Annotated in this window: 10 protein-coding genes, 21 tRNA genes and 2 rRNA genes; 2 read left to right on the forward strand and 31 right to left on the reverse strand. The window is 38.6% G+C overall.

Going from position 1 to position 17,996, the window contains the following annotated elements; all coding sequences use genetic code 11:
* Position 1 precedes the first annotated feature (1 nt).
* The 3 genes from menH to FHY47_RS15110 are packed head-to-tail and all read right to left on the reverse strand — an operon-like array spanning position 2 to position 3,979.
* A complete protein-coding gene (gene menH / locus FHY47_RS15100) occupies positions 2–826 on the reverse strand; it encodes a 2-succinyl-6-hydroxy-2,4-cyclohexadiene-1-carboxylate synthase (protein ID WP_257469185.1) in 825 nt (274 codons plus the stop codon).
* The gene (gene menD, locus FHY47_RS15105; protein ID WP_066109215.1) at positions 816–2,573 is read right to left on the reverse strand and encodes a 2-succinyl-5-enolpyruvyl-6-hydroxy-3-cyclohexene-1-carboxylic-acid synthase; all 1,758 of its coding nucleotides are present in this window, start codon (positions 2,571–2,573) and stop codon (positions 816–818) included. Before menD ends, menH begins: the two co-directional genes overlap by 11 nt.
* Entirely contained in the window at positions 2,570–3,979 is a 1,410-nt protein-coding gene (locus tag FHY47_RS15110) for an isochorismate synthase (protein ID WP_148631038.1), read from the reverse strand. The genes menD and FHY47_RS15110 overlap by 4 nt, the downstream gene beginning before the upstream one ends.
* A 476-nt stretch (positions 3,980–4,455) precedes the next feature.
* Between FHY47_RS15110 and FHY47_RS15115 the strand changes: the two genes are divergently transcribed.
* Both FHY47_RS15115 and FHY47_RS15120 read left to right on the forward strand, forming a co-directional pair.
* A complete protein-coding gene (locus FHY47_RS15115; RefSeq protein ID WP_066109220.1) occupies positions 4,456–5,391 on the forward strand; it encodes a 1,4-dihydroxy-2-naphthoate polyprenyltransferase in 936 nt (311 codons plus the stop codon).
* Positions 5,392–5,527: 136 nt separating this feature from the next.
* Positions 5,528–6,277, forward strand: a complete 750-nt coding sequence (locus tag FHY47_RS15120) for a TraR/DksA C4-type zinc finger protein (RefSeq protein ID WP_066109223.1) — start codon at positions 5,528–5,530, stop codon at positions 6,275–6,277.
* A gap of 228 nt (positions 6,278–6,505) precedes the next feature.
* Here the strand turns inward: FHY47_RS15120 and FHY47_RS15125 are convergent, their stop codons facing one another.
* From FHY47_RS15125 to FHY47_RS15260, 28 genes are all read right to left on the reverse strand, one after another.
* Positions 6,506–8,917, reverse strand: coding sequence for a glycogen/starch/alpha-glucan phosphorylase (locus tag FHY47_RS15125; RefSeq protein ID WP_066109224.1), 2,412 nt, complete (start codon positions 8,915–8,917; stop codon positions 6,506–6,508).
* Between the two features lie 5 nt (positions 8,918–8,922).
* The gene (glgA, locus tag FHY47_RS15130) at positions 8,923–10,350 is read right to left on the reverse strand and encodes a glycogen synthase GlgA (protein WP_066109225.1); all 1,428 of its coding nucleotides are present in this window, start codon (positions 10,348–10,350) and stop codon (positions 8,923–8,925) included.
* Positions 10,347–11,375 (reverse strand): GlgC family sugar phosphate nucleotidyltransferase, encoded by a 1,029-nt coding sequence (locus FHY47_RS15135; RefSeq protein WP_066109229.1) that lies wholly within the window; start codon positions 11,373–11,375, stop codon positions 10,347–10,349. Before FHY47_RS15135 ends, glgA begins: the two co-directional genes overlap by 4 nt.
* 22 nt (positions 11,376–11,397) lie before the next feature.
* Positions 11,398–12,552: a glucose-1-phosphate adenylyltransferase gene (locus tag FHY47_RS15140; protein ID WP_066109232.1), complete on the reverse strand. Its 1,155-nt coding sequence runs from the start codon at positions 12,550–12,552 to the stop codon at positions 11,398–11,400.
* Positions 12,494–14,473, reverse strand: coding sequence for a 1,4-alpha-glucan branching protein GlgB (glgB, locus tag FHY47_RS15145; RefSeq protein ID WP_066109235.1), 1,980 nt, complete (start codon positions 14,471–14,473; stop codon positions 12,494–12,496). The genes FHY47_RS15140 and glgB overlap by 59 nt, the downstream gene beginning before the upstream one ends.
* A 1,155-nt stretch (positions 14,474–15,628) precedes the next feature.
* Positions 15,629–15,700, reverse strand: a tRNA-Glu gene (locus FHY47_RS15150).
* Between the two features lie 3 nt (positions 15,701–15,703).
* A tRNA-Ser gene (locus FHY47_RS15155) sits at positions 15,704–15,794 on the reverse strand.
* Between the two features lie 5 nt (positions 15,795–15,799).
* Positions 15,800–15,874: transfer RNA gene (locus FHY47_RS15160), tRNA-Asn, on the reverse strand.
* 11 nt (positions 15,875–15,885) lie between these two features.
* Positions 15,886–15,959: transfer RNA gene (locus FHY47_RS15165), tRNA-Ile, on the reverse strand.
* An 11-nt stretch (positions 15,960–15,970) separates the two neighbouring features.
* Positions 15,971–16,044, reverse strand: a tRNA-Gly gene (locus tag FHY47_RS15170).
* 6 nt (positions 16,045–16,050) lie between these two features.
* Positions 16,051–16,126 (reverse strand) — tRNA-His (locus FHY47_RS15175).
* A 23-nt stretch (positions 16,127–16,149) separates the two neighbouring features.
* Positions 16,150–16,225: transfer RNA gene (locus FHY47_RS15180), tRNA-Phe, on the reverse strand.
* 65 nt (positions 16,226–16,290) lie between these two features.
* Positions 16,291–16,367: transfer RNA gene (locus FHY47_RS15185), tRNA-Asp, on the reverse strand.
* A 5-nt stretch (positions 16,368–16,372) separates the two neighbouring features.
* Positions 16,373–16,446: transfer RNA gene (locus FHY47_RS15190), tRNA-Met, on the reverse strand.
* 47 nt (positions 16,447–16,493) lie between these two features.
* A tRNA-Ser gene (locus FHY47_RS15195) sits at positions 16,494–16,586 on the reverse strand.
* An 8-nt stretch (positions 16,587–16,594) separates the two neighbouring features.
* Positions 16,595–16,671 (reverse strand) — tRNA-Ile (locus tag FHY47_RS15200).
* Positions 16,672–16,675: 4 nt separating this feature from the next.
* Positions 16,676–16,752 (reverse strand) — tRNA-Met (locus FHY47_RS15205).
* Positions 16,753–16,780: 28 nt separating this feature from the next.
* Positions 16,781–16,856 (reverse strand) — tRNA-Ala (locus tag FHY47_RS15210).
* 12 nt (positions 16,857–16,868) lie between these two features.
* Positions 16,869–16,945: transfer RNA gene (locus tag FHY47_RS15215), tRNA-Pro, on the reverse strand.
* 8 nt (positions 16,946–16,953) lie between these two features.
* A tRNA-Arg gene (locus FHY47_RS15220) sits at positions 16,954–17,030 on the reverse strand.
* Between the two features lie 19 nt (positions 17,031–17,049).
* Positions 17,050–17,135, reverse strand: a tRNA-Leu gene (locus FHY47_RS15225).
* Positions 17,136–17,149: 14 nt separating this feature from the next.
* Positions 17,150–17,224 (reverse strand) — tRNA-Gly (locus FHY47_RS15230).
* 7 nt (positions 17,225–17,231) lie between these two features.
* Positions 17,232–17,313 (reverse strand) — tRNA-Leu (locus tag FHY47_RS15235).
* 10 nt (positions 17,314–17,323) lie between these two features.
* A tRNA-Lys gene (locus FHY47_RS15240) sits at positions 17,324–17,399 on the reverse strand.
* A gap of 7 nt (positions 17,400–17,406) precedes the next feature.
* Positions 17,407–17,482, reverse strand: a tRNA-Thr gene (locus FHY47_RS15245).
* 97 nt (positions 17,483–17,579) lie between these two features.
* Positions 17,580–17,655: transfer RNA gene (locus tag FHY47_RS15250), tRNA-Val, on the reverse strand.
* Positions 17,656–17,663: 8 nt separating this feature from the next.
* Positions 17,664–17,780, reverse strand: a 5S ribosomal RNA gene (rrf, locus tag FHY47_RS15255).
* Between the two features lie 132 nt (positions 17,781–17,912).
* Positions 17,913–17,996, reverse strand: a 23S ribosomal RNA gene (locus FHY47_RS15260); the annotation flags it as partial.

Raw genomic sequence — 17,996 nt, forward strand, 5'->3', positions numbered from 1 at the left:
TCTAATTCCTCCCTCTAATAAACTCACTTACTATTCTACCAAATATTTTGGGTTCTTCCACGTGTATTGCATGGCCAGTGTCATTTATTGTTTCAAATTGGCATCTATTAAGGCAATTCTGCATTTTTAAGGCCAATTGAACGAACTTTTTATCCAATGCTCCCGCGAGCAATAAAACGGGAAAATCCAACTCCTTTAATTCACTCCAAAATGAGGGCTGTGAGCCTGTACCCATTCCCATTAAACTATTTTGCAAGCCAATACTGGTATGGGATACTCTCTCCTGCCTAATTTCTGCTTTCTTGCCATTCGACAGTCTTTCTTGTGAAGCAAATAACGGAATCTTCTCCCAATCATCTACAAAACTATCTATCCCATATTCTCTGATACGTTCTGCCAATTGTGCATCACTATGAGCCCTCGACAGTCGTTCGCCTTCATGTTCCAAGCCTGGTGATGAGCTTTCTAAAATGAGCGTCCGAACAAATTCAGGATATAAAACAGCAAACCCCAATGCCAGTCTCCCTCCCATCGAATAACCAAGAATATGTGCACTTTGGATATTTAAAGCGATTAAAATGTCCTTAATATCTTTAGCAGCCTTTTGCATTTCATATCTATCAGGATCAATAGGCGCTTCTGTCAGACCATGCCCTAATAGATCCAGACTGATAAACTGAAAACAATGTTTGTAATCCTGAATAAATGTATTCCACGTATTCATGGAACCCGTAAATCCATGCAAAAGAAGTACAGGCTGTCCTACTCCTTGCAATTGCACGTGATACTTTACTCCATTAATGGATAACATGAGTTTATTCGCCATCATTCATCATTCTTATTTCCCGGGAAACATGCTGAACGACTTCCCTGTATCTTTTCACATCATAGGAACGACTTGTACAAACTTCAACAATACAGAAATCCGGATTGGCTACCCAGTCCTGAATGGAATCAGTCACTTCTTCCCAAGTTTCCGGATTTTTATAGTTTGCTCCATACAAAGCAGCTGTATGATTAAAGTGTAAGCCATGAGGCGTACCAAAAAGCTCTTCAAAATGTTTTTCTTCAGCAGACTGAGGCAGGTAAGAAAAGATTCCACCGCCATCATTATTCACAACCAAAACCAGAAGCTTTAATTGATACATTTTAGCTGCCAGGAAACCATTCATATCATGAAATAAGCTGAGGTCTCCAAGTGCCAGTACAGTTGGTATTTCAGAGGAAGCGCTGATTCCTGCAGCAGTTGAGATAAGGCCATCTATCCCGTTAGCTCCCCTGTTTGCCAATATCCTAATCTGCTTAGTTGTTTGAAAGAAAAATGAATCTACGTTTCGAATAGGCATGCTATTGCCAACTACTAAGTTAGCTTTTTCCGGAAGTAAACTTTCCAATAGAGAAAATAATTTACCTTCCTGCATCCCTGTTTCATCCTGTATAGTCAGCAGCCCTTCTTTCGCCACTTCATTCATTCCTTGCCAAAGAGAAAGCCAATCTCTTCTTTCTGTATTTGCATGTACAGTAAGATTTTCTCTAACCGAGTGACAGAAAGCGGCCTCATCACAATAAACCATATGGGTACTTACTCCCGCTGGCTCTCTCCAGCCGCTGCCCCCATCTACTACAATATGATTTGTCTGTTTACACTTTTTCACAAATTGCAATACTGGTTTAGAAACTGGCATTGCACCAAACCGAATAATTAAATCTGGTGTAATTTTCCCGTGTATTGCTTCTTCCTTCAGAAAAGTATCATAGGTTTCAATTACGTGCTGATTTCCACCTGCCCTTAATTGCGATAAAGGATCAGCAAGAATCGGATATCCCGTTGCTTCAGCGAAATTCAAAACAGCTTCCTTAAAATCAGGTTGGTCAATAGGACCGCAAATAATAATCCCTTTTTCGCTTTCCTTAATTAAACGAAGATATGTATTCAACTGAGAATCAGCCAGCTTACGGTGTCCATGTGCAATATCGATACACGCATTTGAATGGTCCGTTCTACGAATCCACTTTTCCATTTCGCTTAAGATTGGAATGAGTGGCTCTCGTAAAGGGAAATTAACATGAACAGGTCCGGCAGGCTCCAGAATTGTATTACTGATGGCTCTGCTTGCTACAGTGCGTGCATACTGGAGCATCATTTCTCCGGAATCAGGCAGAGACATTTCTACAAACCATTTCACATGCTTCCCATAAAGGTTTATTTGGTCGATGGCCTGTGGTGCTCCAACATCTCGTAATTCATGCGGACGGTCAGCAGTAAGAACAATTAATGGCACTCTTGAATAATAGGCCTCTACGATAGCAGGAAAGTAGTTTGCAGCCGCTGTACCTGATGTACATAACAAAGCGACAGGCTTTCTCTTTTCCTTAGCCATCCCAAGCGCAAAAAAGGCGGCCGATCTTTCATCGATATTAATATGAACATTCATATCCGGATGTTCAGCCATACAATAGGCGATTGGTGTAGATCTGGATCCCGGACTAATGACAACATCATTCACTTCCGCTCGGGCTAGTTCATCTACAAAGGATGCTATAAAAGCAGTTAGCTCTTCTTGGTGATTCATATATTCCTTCCCTCCAAAGCAGAAAGCATGGGTTTAAATTTCACTTTTGTCTCCATATATTCACTTTCGGGATTTGATTTTTCTACAATCCCACAGCCCGCATATAGAGATGCTTTATCCTTCTTTAATAAACCTGAGCGGATTCCTACAGAAAAGTCACCGTTTCCGTATATATCTATCCACCCTATTGGAGCAGCATAAAATCCTCTATCCATACCTTCATATTTTTCTATTTTCTCCATAGCAATATTTCTTGGCGAACCTCCCAAAGCAGGTGTTGGATGAAGCAATTCCACAAAGTCCAAAACAGAAGTGCCGGGCAGACTCACACAATTTACCGGTGTATAAAGATGCTGTATATTTTTTAGCTTCATTAATACGGGAGCATCAGGAATATTAATCTCGATGCAATGCTCTTCCATCGCCTCTTTAATCATATTGACCACAAACTGATGCTCGGATCGATTTTTATCATCATTTAATAATTCATTTCCTAGGGCAAAATCAATTTCTTCATCTTCATTTCTTGGCGTTGACCCTGCCAAACATGCAGAAAATACAGCCGGCCCCTCTTTTTTAATCAGCCTTTCCGGAGAAGCACCTATAAAACAATCATCCCCTGATTCAAGCCCAAAAATAAAGCTTCCGTTTTGCTGAATCATTAAATTCTCAAGTACTTTATAAGATGGAACTTCATCTTCAAATTGCAAACTTAATTCACGGGCCAGGACGATTTTCTCCATCTGTCCGTTTCGGATATCCTCGACAGATTTTAGTATAGCCTGTTTCCACTCTTCCACAATATGTTCTTGCCGTTCTATGATAGCTGGCATTTCTTTTTGGCCAGAATCAGACATAGACAAAAAAGCATCTCTATCTTCGATAAATTGGCGTACCTCTTTATCTGACATATGAGGAGTCAAATATATAGAGGAAGTTAAGTATGAACCATGATTTGTTTCTGTAATTAAAAACTTAGGTATATAAAATAAATAACTGCCAAATTGGCTCCAATTGGAACCCGGCTCTGTATTTTTAGAGTTAAAGGAAAAACCGCCAAAGCATAAAGGTCCTGTGCCTTTTCCAGAGTTAACCCCATTCACAATGGCTGACTCCATTAGGGCGGCCCATTCTTCCTTAATATCTTTAAAACGTTTTTCTCCATTAGTAAGAGATTGTATCTTATGTGCTTTTCCGATCCCGGCTAAATATAATTCATTATCCGGATCTTTCCAGTAAAATCGCTCACCTTTATATAAACACTCACTAGATTGATAGATATCGATCGGTTTCTTATTGGTAACGGCCTCAACATGACTGAATAAGATTGGCATAGCAATCCTTTTTACTGTATGTAAGGCTTCAGTCAATCCCTGTTGAATATCTGTCATTTGCTTTATTGCCATTCAAATCCCTCCGTTGCTCCTATATCCAATAAACCTATTTAAAGATACACCTGTATAAATTAAGCTGTCAATTTTTGTAGTTTCTTAATTTTCATTTTAAAGCTTATATTCTTATCTCCATTTGATAGCGATTCCATTGCGTTTGCCTCCTGTATGGAATGTCTTCTATTCACAAGAATGGAGTACATCTCAATAAACAAACCATCAAAATTATTTTCCCTATTAATATGGATCCTTACTATTATAATATCTTTTTCATAAAGCCTGAACCATTATGACTTTCTAACAGGTCTACTATAGAGGATAAATGTATTGACACTTGCTATCACATTTACCTACACTGATTTAGTATAGTAATAATAGTGGAAATGATATGAGTAGTAGAAATCTTAAAATATTATATTTTATACTAATAGTTTAACATATTGATTTACCACTATTCGCTAGTAACTTATAACGTAAAGGGGATTAACAAAATGCAAGATCACTCGCATACTCCTGCGAAGACAGGATTACCCAGGAAAAGTTGGCGGGTATGGTGGAAATTAACCAGGCCACACACATTAACAGCTGGTTTTACACCTGTGTTGGTTGGAACAGCGCTGGCTCATGAACATATACCTTCGCTGAATATCGGGTTATTTGTGGCTATGATGGCTGCCGCACTGCTTATCCAAATTGCCACGAACCTATTTAATGAATATTATGATTTCAAAAAGGGACTCGATAATGAGGAATCCATTGGGATTGGTGGCGGAATCGTACATGAGGGTTTATCACCAAAGTCGATTCTTACATTAGCACTCGTTCTGTATGGTATATCAGCACTGATAGGTGTTTATATATGCGCAAATAGCAGCTGGTGGTTGGTACTCATCGGATTATTATCAATGTCAATGGGATACTTATATACTGGTGGACCGCTCCCAATAGCCTATACCCCATTTGGCGAGATTACATCCGGTTTCTTTATGGGCTGCCTAATTATCTTGATTTCTTATTTTATTCAAACTGGAAATGTGACATTAGATGCATGGCTCGTAACTGTCCCATTCTTTTTGACTGTGGGTGCTATTTTGTTATCAAATAATATTCGCGACAGAGTCGGGGATAAAAAGGGCGGCCGAAAAACATTGGCAATCCTCATTGGCAAGAAAAATGCCATTATCGTACTGGCAGCCATGTTTGCTCTCTCCTATGTATGGGCATTCGTACTAGTGTTCTCAGGTATTACTTCTCCTTGGACATTACTTGTGCTATTGAGCATTCCAAAAGCGGTACAAGCCGTGAAAGGATTTGTTGGCAATGATACTCCACCGGAAATGATGCCTGCCATGAAAGCAACAGGCCAAACGAACACTTTCTATGGTCTTTTATTTGCATTTGGTATGTATATTGGATTCTTCTTCTAAATCTTTTAATAAGCCTCTTAGTAGAGGCTTATTTTTTTCTGCTCTAATCTTGCTATTTCTCTTAAATGTTTTTCTACTGTGTGATGGGGTAAATGTAACAATACAAGTTACTTATTACAGTTAAGGAAGTGGTAGCATGCTAAGTAAAAATCAACTTCAAGCTATAACAGATAGATTAAAAGAACAAAAAGAAGAATTTCAAAGCAAATTAAATACAAAAAGAAACAGCCGACTCGACCTAAGTGAGCGTGAAGCATCCGGAGAACTATCATCCTATGATAATCATCCTGGCGATCTCGGTACAGAATTATTTGAGCGTGAAAAAGATGTGGCTCTGGAAATACATGAAGAAGAGCAATTGAATGAAATTGAAACAGCGTTGTCTGCAATAGAAGAAGGCACATACGGTGTATGTAAAGAGTGCGGAAAGGATATTCCATACGAAAGACTTGAGGCCATTCCATCCACTCTCTATTGTATCGAGCATTCAAAAAAACAGGAATTAAGCAATCACCGTCCAATTGAGGAAGATGTCATTCAGCCACCAAAGCCAGATTCCCTTCAAAGAACATATGATCATCGAATAGAAGACTACACAGACAGTTATCAAGAAGCCGCCCAATACGGAACCTCGGAAACTCCATCCGATATGGTTAGAGATGCAAAAGGATATGAAGATCTTTATCCAGATCAAACAGAGGATGAAGGTTTTGCAGATGAAGTTGAGTCATTCGTTGGTAATGGTCCAGACGGAGAACGTAAAGTATATCAAAGCGATGCAAAAACCGATTATGAAGAACGCCTGGAAGATGAAAACCTAGAGTCAAATTTAGGAGATATTCCTTACCGAAAAAGAGATAGTTATGTGGACAACAAGAACAAATAAGGCAGCCTATTGGCTGTCCTTTTTTCTTTGCTGCTATATATAACTATAACCTTCCAAGAAGTTCCAGTGAGCTGTTTTTCATTTGATAATTATCTAATTAATAGTTCATAACAGTTACATATGACAAAAAGTAGCTTCTACATATTCAAAACATTACACATGGTAAAAAGGCAACCTATATTCCTTTAATCAATGGAATATAGATTGCCTTTATCTATTTTACATAATTTATTTGTTTCTTTGATTTATAGGGTTTACGTTCCAGATGTCTGTTGCATATTCCTGAATTGTTCGGTCACTTGAGAAAAATCCTGAATTAGCAATATTTATTACACTTGATGAGTTCCATTTCTTTTTGTCTTGATAAGATGCCTCTACCTTTTCCTGTGTACTTGCATAGGAACCAAAATCCCTTAATACAAAATATTGATCATTTTCTAATAGCAGAGAATCATATATCATATCAAACATTCCAGATGTATTCGGGAAGAATCCATTAATTAATTGGTTTACAGCCTGATGAATTCTTCGATCAAGCATATAATATTCTGAGGAGTGATAACCTCCATGTGCGTTGTAATTCATAACTTCCTCTGACGATAATCCGAATGTAAAGATATGTTCTTCTCCGACTCTCTCAAAGATTTCTACATTAGCCCCATCCATTGTACCGATGGTCAAAGCACCATTCATCATAAATTTCATATTACCTGTTCCTGATGCTTCTTTACTTGCAGTCGAAATTTGTTCACTTAATTCAGCTGCAGGGAATATTTCTTCAGCCAGAGATACCCGATAATTTTCGAGAAATACGACCTTTATATAATCTTTTGTGTCCGGATCATTATTTACTTTATCCGCCACGGTGTTAATCAATTTAATAATTTTTTTGGCATAGTAGTATCCTGGGGATGCTTTAGCTCCAAATATAAAGGTACGCGGATATGGCTTGAAATTTGGCTCTTCCTTCATTCGATTGTATAAATACATAATGTGAAGAACATTTAGCAATTGGCGTTTATACGCGTGCAAACGTTTGACCTGGACATCAAAAATACTATCTGGATTAACGGTTATACCATTTTGTTCTTTAATCCGCTTAGCCAGCTTTTTCTTATTGTCTGCTTTCACTTTCATTAGCTCTTCTAAAAAGGAAGAATCCGTACTAAACCGCTCCAATTCCTTCATATATACCGGATCAATTTGCCATTTATCGCCGATTGCTTGCGAAATTAAACGGGAAAGTCCTGGATTGGATTTCAATAACCATCTGCGATGAGTAATACCATTGGTTTTATTATTAAACTTTTCAGGAAAAACCTGATAGAAATTGTTCATTTCTCTCTTCTTGAGAATCTCAGTATGCAGATGGGCTACTCCGTTTATACTATGGCTGCCTGCAATAGCCAGATGGGCCATTTTAACCTGATCATGAGCAATGATAGCCATATCCTCTATTCTTTGCCACTCACCCGGATACAGCTCCCATAATTGCTGACAGAACCGCTCGTTAATCTCATTCACAATCATAAAGATCCTTGGCAATAATGGTTGGAATAAACGAATTGACCATTTTTCCAATGCCTCAGAAAGCGTCGTATGATTCGTATAAGATATCGTTTTTGTGGTTACTTCCCATGCTTCTTCCCATGACATTTTTTCTTCATCCAATAAGATCCTCATTAATTCCGGGATGGCCAGAACAGGGTGAGTATCATTTATATGTATTGATACGTATTCATGCAATTTGCTCATAGGAATATTCTTTTTGCGGTATGTCTTTAATATGGTATGCAAACTGGCTGAGACAAGGAAATACTGTTGTTTTAAACGCAGAATTTTCCCGCTGTCTTCTGTATCATCCGGATAAAGAAATTCTGATACCAATTCTGTATCACGCTTGTAACGCATAATATCGCGATGATAAGGAGCCGGGGCAGGCTCAGCATTCCACAATCTGAGTGTATTCACCGTTTCATTCTGATAGCCAACAACCGGTATGTCATAAGGTACAGCCATTATTGGCTCTGTATCAATATGACGGAAACCTAAACGGCCATCAGAATCTGTATAGGATTGTACTTCTCCCCAAAAAGGTACCATTACTGCCTGATCGGCTTTTCGAACCTCCCATACATGTCCATTTTGAAGCCATTGCTCTGGATATTCAACTTGTACGCCATCAATGATTTTTTGCTCAAATAAACCATATTTATAGCGAATACCACATCCATGACCAGGCAATTCCAAAGAAGCAATGGAATCCATGAAACAAGCAGCTAATCGGCCTAACCCACCATTACCGAGCGCAGAATCCGGCTCAAGTGTTTCCAGCTCCGAAAAGCTAATCCCTAAATCCTCAAGCCCGTCTTCCACTACTTTTTGTATGCCAAGATTTAAGACATTACTCCCCATAATTCTACCGAGTAAAAATTCAATTGATAAATAGTAGACCTGCTTTGTCTTCGTTTCTCTATATAATTGATTGGTTTTAATCCAATTCTTACTTATATATTCACGAATCATAATTCCTAAAGTATGATATTGCTCCTGCGGAGTCGATTCTGAAAATGTTTTTCCATAAGACATTTCAAGCTTAGATATAAAGGCTTCCTTAAACAGTTCTTTATTATCAAACATCTAAATCAGATCCTCTCAGTCAAGTCTTTATACAAAACCTCATACTCTGCTGCTGAACGTGCCCAGCTATAGTCCTTCTTCATCGAGTTCTTAACAATCTTTTTCCACTCAGAAGGATTATGATAAAAAGATAATGCCCGACGTATTGTATAAAGCATGTCATGAGCATTAAAGTTAGTAAATGAAAAACCATTGCCCTCGCCAGTAAATTCATTATATGGCTGTACAGTATCTCGCAGACCCCCTGTTTCCCTAACAATCGGCAATGTACCATATCTCATTGCTATTAATTGGCTTAATCCGCAAGGTTCAAATTTAGAAGGCATAAGGAACAAATCAGCTCCAGCATATATTTGATGGGCTAAATCTTCATTAAAACCAATATGAACCCTTAATTTATCCTGATACCATTGGGACGTATAACCAAAGAAATGCTCGAATTGCGGATCGCCTGTACCCAGCATGATCATTTGGATATCTTCCTGCAAAATCTCATGGAATACAGCTCTAACCAGATCAAAGCCTTTCTGAGAGGTTAAACGCGATACAACGGCAATCAGCGGCTTGCTATCATCTACCGGTAAATTGAAATACTCCTGGAGATAACGTTTATTCGCTTTTTTGCCTTTCAGAGAATTGACTGAAAACTCGCTGGCAATCGCAGCATCTTTTTTTGGATTATATAAGTCATTGTCAATTCCATTTAAAATCCCATATAAATCTGAGTCTCTTGCCTGAAGCAATCCATTCAGACGCTCACCGTAATAGTCAGTTTTAATCTCCTCTTTATAAGTAGGGCTGACAGTAGTTATTGCATCTGCATAAACCAGTGCTGATTTCATAAAGTTGACGTTCCCGTCAAATTCCAACTGGTTAAAGTAGTCATCATGAATCCCCAGTACATCATCAAGAAAACTTTTTCCATAAATGCCTTGGAATTGCAAATTATGAATTGTAAATATATTTTTGATGTTTGCTAATTTCGTATTCTGGTGCTGAGTTTTCAATAAGAATGGAATCATTCCCGTATGCCAATCATGTGTATGAATAACATCCGGTAAAAATGGAATATGATAAAGTGCTTCAACAGCCGCTTTACAGAAATAAGCAAAACGTTCACCATCGTCAAATTGCTCATAAAGTTTTGGTCTATGGAAATAATATTCATTATCCATAAAGTAATAAATGACACCATCATATTCAGCTTCAAAAATACCGCAATACTGTCTTCTCCAGCTTAACTGAACTTCAAATTCAGCAATTTTTTTCGCTGAATTAAAAAAATGAGTAGGTATCGTCCCATACTTAGGAAGCAACACTCTTACCTCATGACCTAACTTTTTTAATTCTTTAGGAAGAGAGCCGGCTACGTCAGCCAGCCCTCCAGATTTAGCAAAGGGTACACATTCAGATACTACAAATAATACATTCACGAGTTCATCAACGCTCCTTGTTTTACACCTTTTTGAATAACAATTGGTTGGAATGGAGACCCAATCAGAACTGTTCCATCAGCAATTTCTACATCCTTATCGAGGATTACATAATCGAGTTTGCAATTCTTACCGATTTTTGTTTTTTGCATGATAATGGAATTTTTAATGGAAGTACCTTCATCAATATTAACGGCCCTAAAGATGATACTGTGCTCTACTTCACCTTTTATGATAGAGCCGTTGGCAACCATTGATTGGCTTACATGAGACTTCTCACTATACTTGGATGGCGGCTCATCCTTAACTTTTGTATAGATAGGACATTCCTTCATGAATAACTGACTCCAATTTTCTTCTTTAAGAAGATCTATACTTGATTGAAAATAGGCATTAATAGAATTGATATTCGCCAGATAACCTTCATACTGATAAACACAGATAGCGAAGTCGGAATAATGATCTTCCACAACATCCTTTAAACATTTGTACCCAGTTTGTTTCCGCTCGTCAATTAATTTAACAAGCAGTTCTTTTTTAAGGATGAACATTTCAAGTGATTCTTTATCTTTTTTGATTTCCGTAATATCACATTTGTTTTGTATATGATATTTAAGAACAGCATTAAAATCGATATTGCAAACGGTTTGACTGTTAGCAACAATCACATACTCCTGTTTACTTCTTTCAAGATAGGTCATATGATAAGCAAAGTGATCAAACGCATGAACCTCACCAGATACATCTTCTGTATGAGGCACCGGGAGGAAGAATAGTCCATCTCTTTTTCTATTCAAATCCCAGTTCTTACCTGTTCCCAAATGGTCCATTAACGATCTGAAATGTGCTTGTGGATAAACAGCTACATTAGATATTCCCGAATTAACCATGCTTGAAAGAATAAAATCTATTAAACGGAAACGACCAGCTATTGGTAATGCTGCAACATTCCGACTTTTTGTTAAAATATCCAGTGATTCAAAACTATTCGTGGCATCTATAATACCTAATAGTGATTTACTCATATTTTCAACGCCTTTCACTATATCAAGATAATTTTATAACATTTTCTTCTGTTAACAGTTCAGGATTAACCAATATAACATCTTCATCATCAATAGGTCTGATCACCTGGTTATCCGGTATAACAGCACCTGGAGGAATAATAGCCTTTTCAATATAGACATTCTTTCCGATAACTGCATCTGACATGATTACAGAATCTTTAACATGTGCGTCTTTGCCAATCTGTGCTCCATAGAAAACGACTGATTTTTCCACCTTACCTTCAACTATACATCCTTCGTTAATCAGTGATTCTTTAACCTCTGCTTTGTTAGATAGATATTGTGGTGGTCTGTTCGGATTAACTGAATAAATGCGCCATGAATAGTCATAAAGATTTAATTCACACTCTTCATCCAGTAAATCCATATTAGCTTCCCAATAACTTTTCAGTGTACCAACATCTTTCCAATATCCTTCAAATGGATAAGCATATACCTTTTTATCATCATTTAATAATAAAGGTATGATATCCTTACCAAAATCCCTTGTTGAATCTTCATTTTTAGCATCTTTTATCAAATAGTCTTTTAGAACTTTACGATTAAATATATAGATACCCATAGAGGCTAAATTATTTTTCGGATTTTTCGGTTTCTCTTCAAATTCCATTACAGAATAATCTTCTCTGGTGTTCATGATTCCAAATCTGCTTGCTTCATCCCAAGGAACAGGAATAACAGAGATAGTCGCATCTGCTCCTCTTTCCTCATGGAAGCTCAACATTTTATCATAATCCATTTTGTAAATGTGATCTCCTGAGAGAACAATCACATAATCCGGATCATATTGATCGATATAGTTTAAGTTTTGGTAAACCGCACTTGCTGTACCCGTATACCATCTCATTTCCTTTGAAGCAGAATAGGGAGGTAATACAGTTACTCCGCCATCTTTTAAATCGAGATCCCAGGCACTTCCGTTAGAAAGATAGGAATTAAGCAATAACGGCTGGTATTGCGTTAATACCCCTACCGTATCTATTCCAGAGTTCGTACAGTTACTTAATGTAAAATCTATAATTCTATATTTACCGCCAAATGGGACTGCCGGTTTTGCAACATCAGCTGTCAAAGCCTCAAGCCTTGTTCCTTGTCCTCCTGCCAGTAGCATTGCGACTATTTTTTTCTTTGCCATTTTTATTTAACTCCTTCCGTTTTTTAATGGGACGCAGTACAGTAATTCCAAATGGAGGTACCTTAATCTTTACGTGATATGGTCTCCCATGAAAAGAACCTTCTTCTGCGATGATTTTCTTTTTATTAACATGATCGCTTCCACCATATTGGACAGCATCACTATTTATGACCTCTTTGTACTCCTGTTTATCAGGTACTCCAACTTTATATTCTTCATAAGATATATTTTTGAAATTACACAGTACTATCAATGGATTTCCTTCTCGATCACGACGAATAAATGAGAATATGGACTGATCGGTGTTATGAACATCAATCCACTCAAATCCTTCAGGATAATCATCTAACTCATATAACGGCTTTGACCGTTTGTAAAACTTTAGTAAGTCTGCAAAGAAATGATTTAATGTTTGATGAGAATCATAATTTAGTAGATGCCAATCAACCTGTTCTTTATCCTTCCATTCTGAGAACATCCCCAGCTCTCCACCCATAAATAATAATTTTTTCCCCGGGTGGGTTGTCATAAATCCCATGAGTAATTTCAACTGAGAAAATTTTTCTTCGTAGCTTCCTGGCATTTTATCAAGAAGAGATTTTTTACCGTGGACCACTTCATCATGTGACAAAGGTAAAATAAACCGTTCCGTATAAGCATACATTAAGGAGAATGTTACTTTATTATGAAGATCCTTTCGAGAACACGGATCTGATTCCATGTACTCTAAAATATCGTTCATCCAACCCATATTCCACTTATATGTAAATCCTAAACCTCCCTCACTAGCTGGCTTAGTTACGTTAGGCCAATCAGTTGAGTCTTCAGCCATCATAAGAACTGTAGGATCGGATTCTTTTACAACTTGGTTAAGTTTCTGTAAAAAATCTATAGCATGTGGATTAACGTCACCACTATATGTATTGGGCCAATAAATGATATTTGCGACAGCATCCACTCTAAATCCATCTATGTGAAAATACTTCATCCAATATCTTGCGTTGGATATTAAAAAACTATGAACTTCTGGTTTGCCCAAGTCAAAATTTGCTGTTCCCCATACTGGATTCTCTCTGTGTTTGAGATCAGAGTATTCATAAACAGGTGATCCATCAAACATAAATAAACCATGAGCATCTTTACAATAGTGACCAGGTACCCAATCAAGCAATACACCTATGTTATGCTGATGACATTGATCGATAAAATATTTCAAGTCTTCAGGCCTGCCATATCGGCTTGTTGGTGAATAATAACCTGTACTCTGATAGCCCCATGATCCGTCGAACGGATGTTCAGTTAGTGGCATTAGCTCAATATGTGTAAAGCCCTGTTCAACTACATAGGGGATGAGTTCATCAGCCAGGTCACGGTATGTATAAAATTCCTCAATCTTGCATTCATCGCTCGGTATAGACACTTGGCCTTCCTGGATATGTTTTCTCCATGTTCCTGCATGAATTTCATAAATAAACATGGGGTTCTCATCTTGTTGTTTCTTTGTTTTTTTCTTAAGCCAAGACGCATCATTCCATTTATATGAATCATCTATAGGATATACGACAGATGCCGTATGAGGCCTTATTTCTGAATAGAAGGCATACGGATCACTCTTTAGAGCTATGGCTCCAGATGCTGCTTCAATTTCATATTTGTATATATGTCCGTCCAGGTTTTTATCTACCAGAAGCGTCCAAATACCCTGTTCAGAAACTCTTTTTAATTCATAACCGTTACCATTCCAATTATTAAAAGAACCCACCAAGCGTATCTGACGGGCGTTTGGTGCATATACTGTAAACCTTGTATGTATATCATCATTTACCTTTATCAAATGGGAACCGAACAGTTTATATGCATCATAAAGAGAGCCTTCATGAAACAAATGGACCTGATAGTCTGTTGGGATAGCATTAGGCATATTATCACCCTTTCTCGAATTTTCTCAATATACTAATTAAACTACTTATTCTGTAACTAAATCAAATGCAAAAATTGTTAATTTAGCTCTAAAAAGCTATTTTTCACTACTTTTTGGAATTAGTAAGATAAATTAACAGGTATCAGTATAATATATCCAAAATATAGTATATAGAAACTTAAATACTATTATTTTTATGTTAAATATTTCATTATATTGAGAAAAATATCAATGAAGTGGTCTACCACTCAAAAACGAGTTAATTAATTAAAATGTTTACTTAATAAAGTTGTGTAAGAAAATATTAAATTATTTGTTTATTATAGTATTTATCTATAGTAAACAAAATATTCTCATAATTCAAGACCAAAAAGGGAACTTAGATACTTTGGCATATAATATATCTTTCAACATAGAACTTTAGGAAATACAATCGAGGAAAGGATGATTGTGTTGAGTTAATTCTTCTGAAGGCTTCTTTATAATCGATTGAGGATTTAAGAATTAGTATATTCTCTATAGGAGAACATTATCCGTGAAATTTTTTAAATACAAACCTTTACAATTACTTTCCATTGTCTCACGGATCTACTGATTAAAGCAAGACTTAAATAAATGATACCCTCTCAGAAAACTATAAGAAGATGTCTATGCGAGCTTCAATTGCTTATTTATGTTGATATATGGATCATATGAAGGTTTATCGTGAGGCATATTTAATAGCAGAATTTAATACTTAATTTAGGTGGAGTGGAGGTTCGAACAGTAAAATTAGTATAGGGCAAAATGAGAAGGGCTTATAGCAATATTTCCCCAATTCCCAAATGGGGAAAAAATTCAAGAATTGACTCACACATCTATTCAAATTACAGGTAAAAGTAGATTTTCAATTTGGTTGATATAATCCTTACTAAAGAAATCATAAAATTTTACTTGGTATTCCTCTTAAAAGTACTTGATGATCAGTTCGGCTTTATTCTCGTTCTATTTTAGACTTTAACCGTTATTAGAATTTTACCTTTGCTTCTTATAAGGCGTTTAGGAGACAATGTATTGACGGACTGAGCTCTTTTGGCAGTTATGTTTTAATAATTAAGATTTCATTTATTAAAATAATATATAAAAAAACCATGTACATCATGTACATGGTTTTTATGACCCCTACGGGATTCGAACCCGTGTTACCGCCGTGAAAGGGCGGTGTCTTAACCGCTTGACCAAGGGGCCAAATGGCGGAGAAGGAGGGATTTGAACCCTCGCGCCGGTTACCCGACCTACACCCTTAGCAGGGGCGCCTCTTCAGCCTCTTGAGTACTTCCCCAAATATGGCTCCGCAGGTAGGATTCGAACCTACGACCGCTCGGTTAACAGCCGAGTGCTCTACCACTGAGCTACTACGGAATAATGGTATATGGGCCTAAATGGACTCGAACCATCGACCTCACGCTTATCAGGCGTGCGCTCTAACCAGCTGAGCTATAGGCCCGAAGTAAAATTTGGAGCGGGTGAAGGGAATCGAACCCTCATCATCAGCTTGGAAGGCTGAGGTTTTACCACTAAACTACACCCGCACTCTATGGGGCGGCTGATGGGAATCGAACCCACGAATGTCGGAACCACAATCCGATGCGTTAACCACTTCGCCACAACCGCCGTGCATTGTCTTTTTAAAGTTATGGTGGCTCAGGACGGAATCGAACCGCCGACACAAGGATTTTCAGTCCTTTGCTCTACCGACTGAGCTACTGAGCCGTTTTGTATCTTTATATTTCTCTGATGCTGCTCAATGTCTTACTGATGAGCTAACATTTTATAAATGGCGGTCCGGACGGGACTCGAACCCGCGACCTCCTGCGTGACAGGCAGGCATTCTAACCAACTGAACTACCGGACCATTTATTGCGGGGACAGGATTTGAACCTGCGACCTTCGGGTTATGAGCCCGACGAGCTACCAGACTGCTCCACCCCGCGACAATAATAATTTGTTTCCATATACTACAAGGTATTTAAGGTATATATGGCGGAGGAAGAGGGATTCGAACCCCCGCGCGGTTTAACCCGCCTCCCGGTTTTCAAGACCGGTCCCTTCAGCCAGACTTGGGTATTCCTCCATATATAGTGGTGGACCTTGTAGGACTCGAACCTACGACCGGACGGTTATGAGCCGTCTGCTCTAACCAGCTGAGCTAAAGGTCCTATTTGGTAGCGGCGGAGGGGATCGAACCCCCGACCTTACGGGTATGAACCGTACGCTCTAGCCAGCTGAGCTACACCGCCAAATATTGAATCCTATTAAAGTTTATAATGGTGGAGCCTAGCGGGATCGAACCGCTGACCTCCTGCGTGCAAAGCAGGCGCTCTCCCAGCTGAGCTAAGGCCCCATAAGTTTTAGATGGTCGGGAAGACAGGATTCGAACCTGCGACCCCTTGGTCCCAAACCAAGTGCTCTACCAAGCTGAGCTACTTCCCGCAAAAAGATGGCGCGCCCGAGAGGAGTCGAACCCCTAACCTTTTGATCCGTAGTCAAACGCTCTATCCAATTGAGCTACGGGCGCATTTTTTGCAAAAAACTAGTGCCGAGGGCCGGTCTCGAACCGGCACGGTAGTCACCTACCGCAGGATTTTAAGTCCTGTGCGTCTGCCAATTCCGCCACCCCGGCATATAACTTGGCATTGGAGCGGAAGACGGGATTCGAACCCGCGACCCCCACCTTGGCAAGGTGGTGTTCTACCACTGAACTACTTCCGCATATAAGTGCGGGTGAAGGGACTTGAACCCCCACGCCGTAAGGCGCCAGATCCTAAGTCTGGTGCGTCTGCCAATTCCGCCACACCCGCATTTTGTAAATGGTGAGCCATGAAGGACTCGAACCTTCGACCCTCTGATTAAAAGTCAGATGCTCTACCGACTGAGCTAATGGCTCGTACTGATGGTGCCGGCAAGAGGACTTGAACCCCCAACCTACTGATTACAAGTCAGTTGCTCTACCAATTGAGCTACACCGGCTTAATAGATTTAAATGCTTTTCTAAGACACTTAATTATTATAACTTATGTTTTTTATAATTTCACCAAGTATTTTTTGGTAATTTTTAATTTTATAATGGTGGAGGATGACGGGATCGAACCGCCGACCCTCTGCTTGTAAGGCAGATGCTCTCCCAGCTGAGCTAATCCTCCATTTTATTGCCTGGCGACGTCCTACTCTCACAGGGACTCGCGTCCCAACTACCATTGGCGCTGAAGAGCTTAACTTCCGTGTTCGGAATGGGAACGGGTGTGGCCTCTTCGCCATCGTCACCAGACGATTTTGTCAGCGACATTTATTATTATATCGTATTTCTGACATTTTTCAAGAGAAATTTTAAAGAAATTTTATCTTTTTTTCGTTCTCTCAAAACTGGATAATGTAAGTTTGGCAAGTATGCTTGATTCATTTGGTTAAGTCCTCGAACGATTAGTATCCGTCAGCTCCATGTGTCACCACACTTCCACCTCGGACCTATCAACCTGATCATCTT

The organism is Bacillus sp. E214 (assembly GCF_008087365.1).
Taxonomy (GTDB): Bacteria; Bacillota; Bacilli; order Bacillales; family Pradoshiaceae; genus Pradoshia.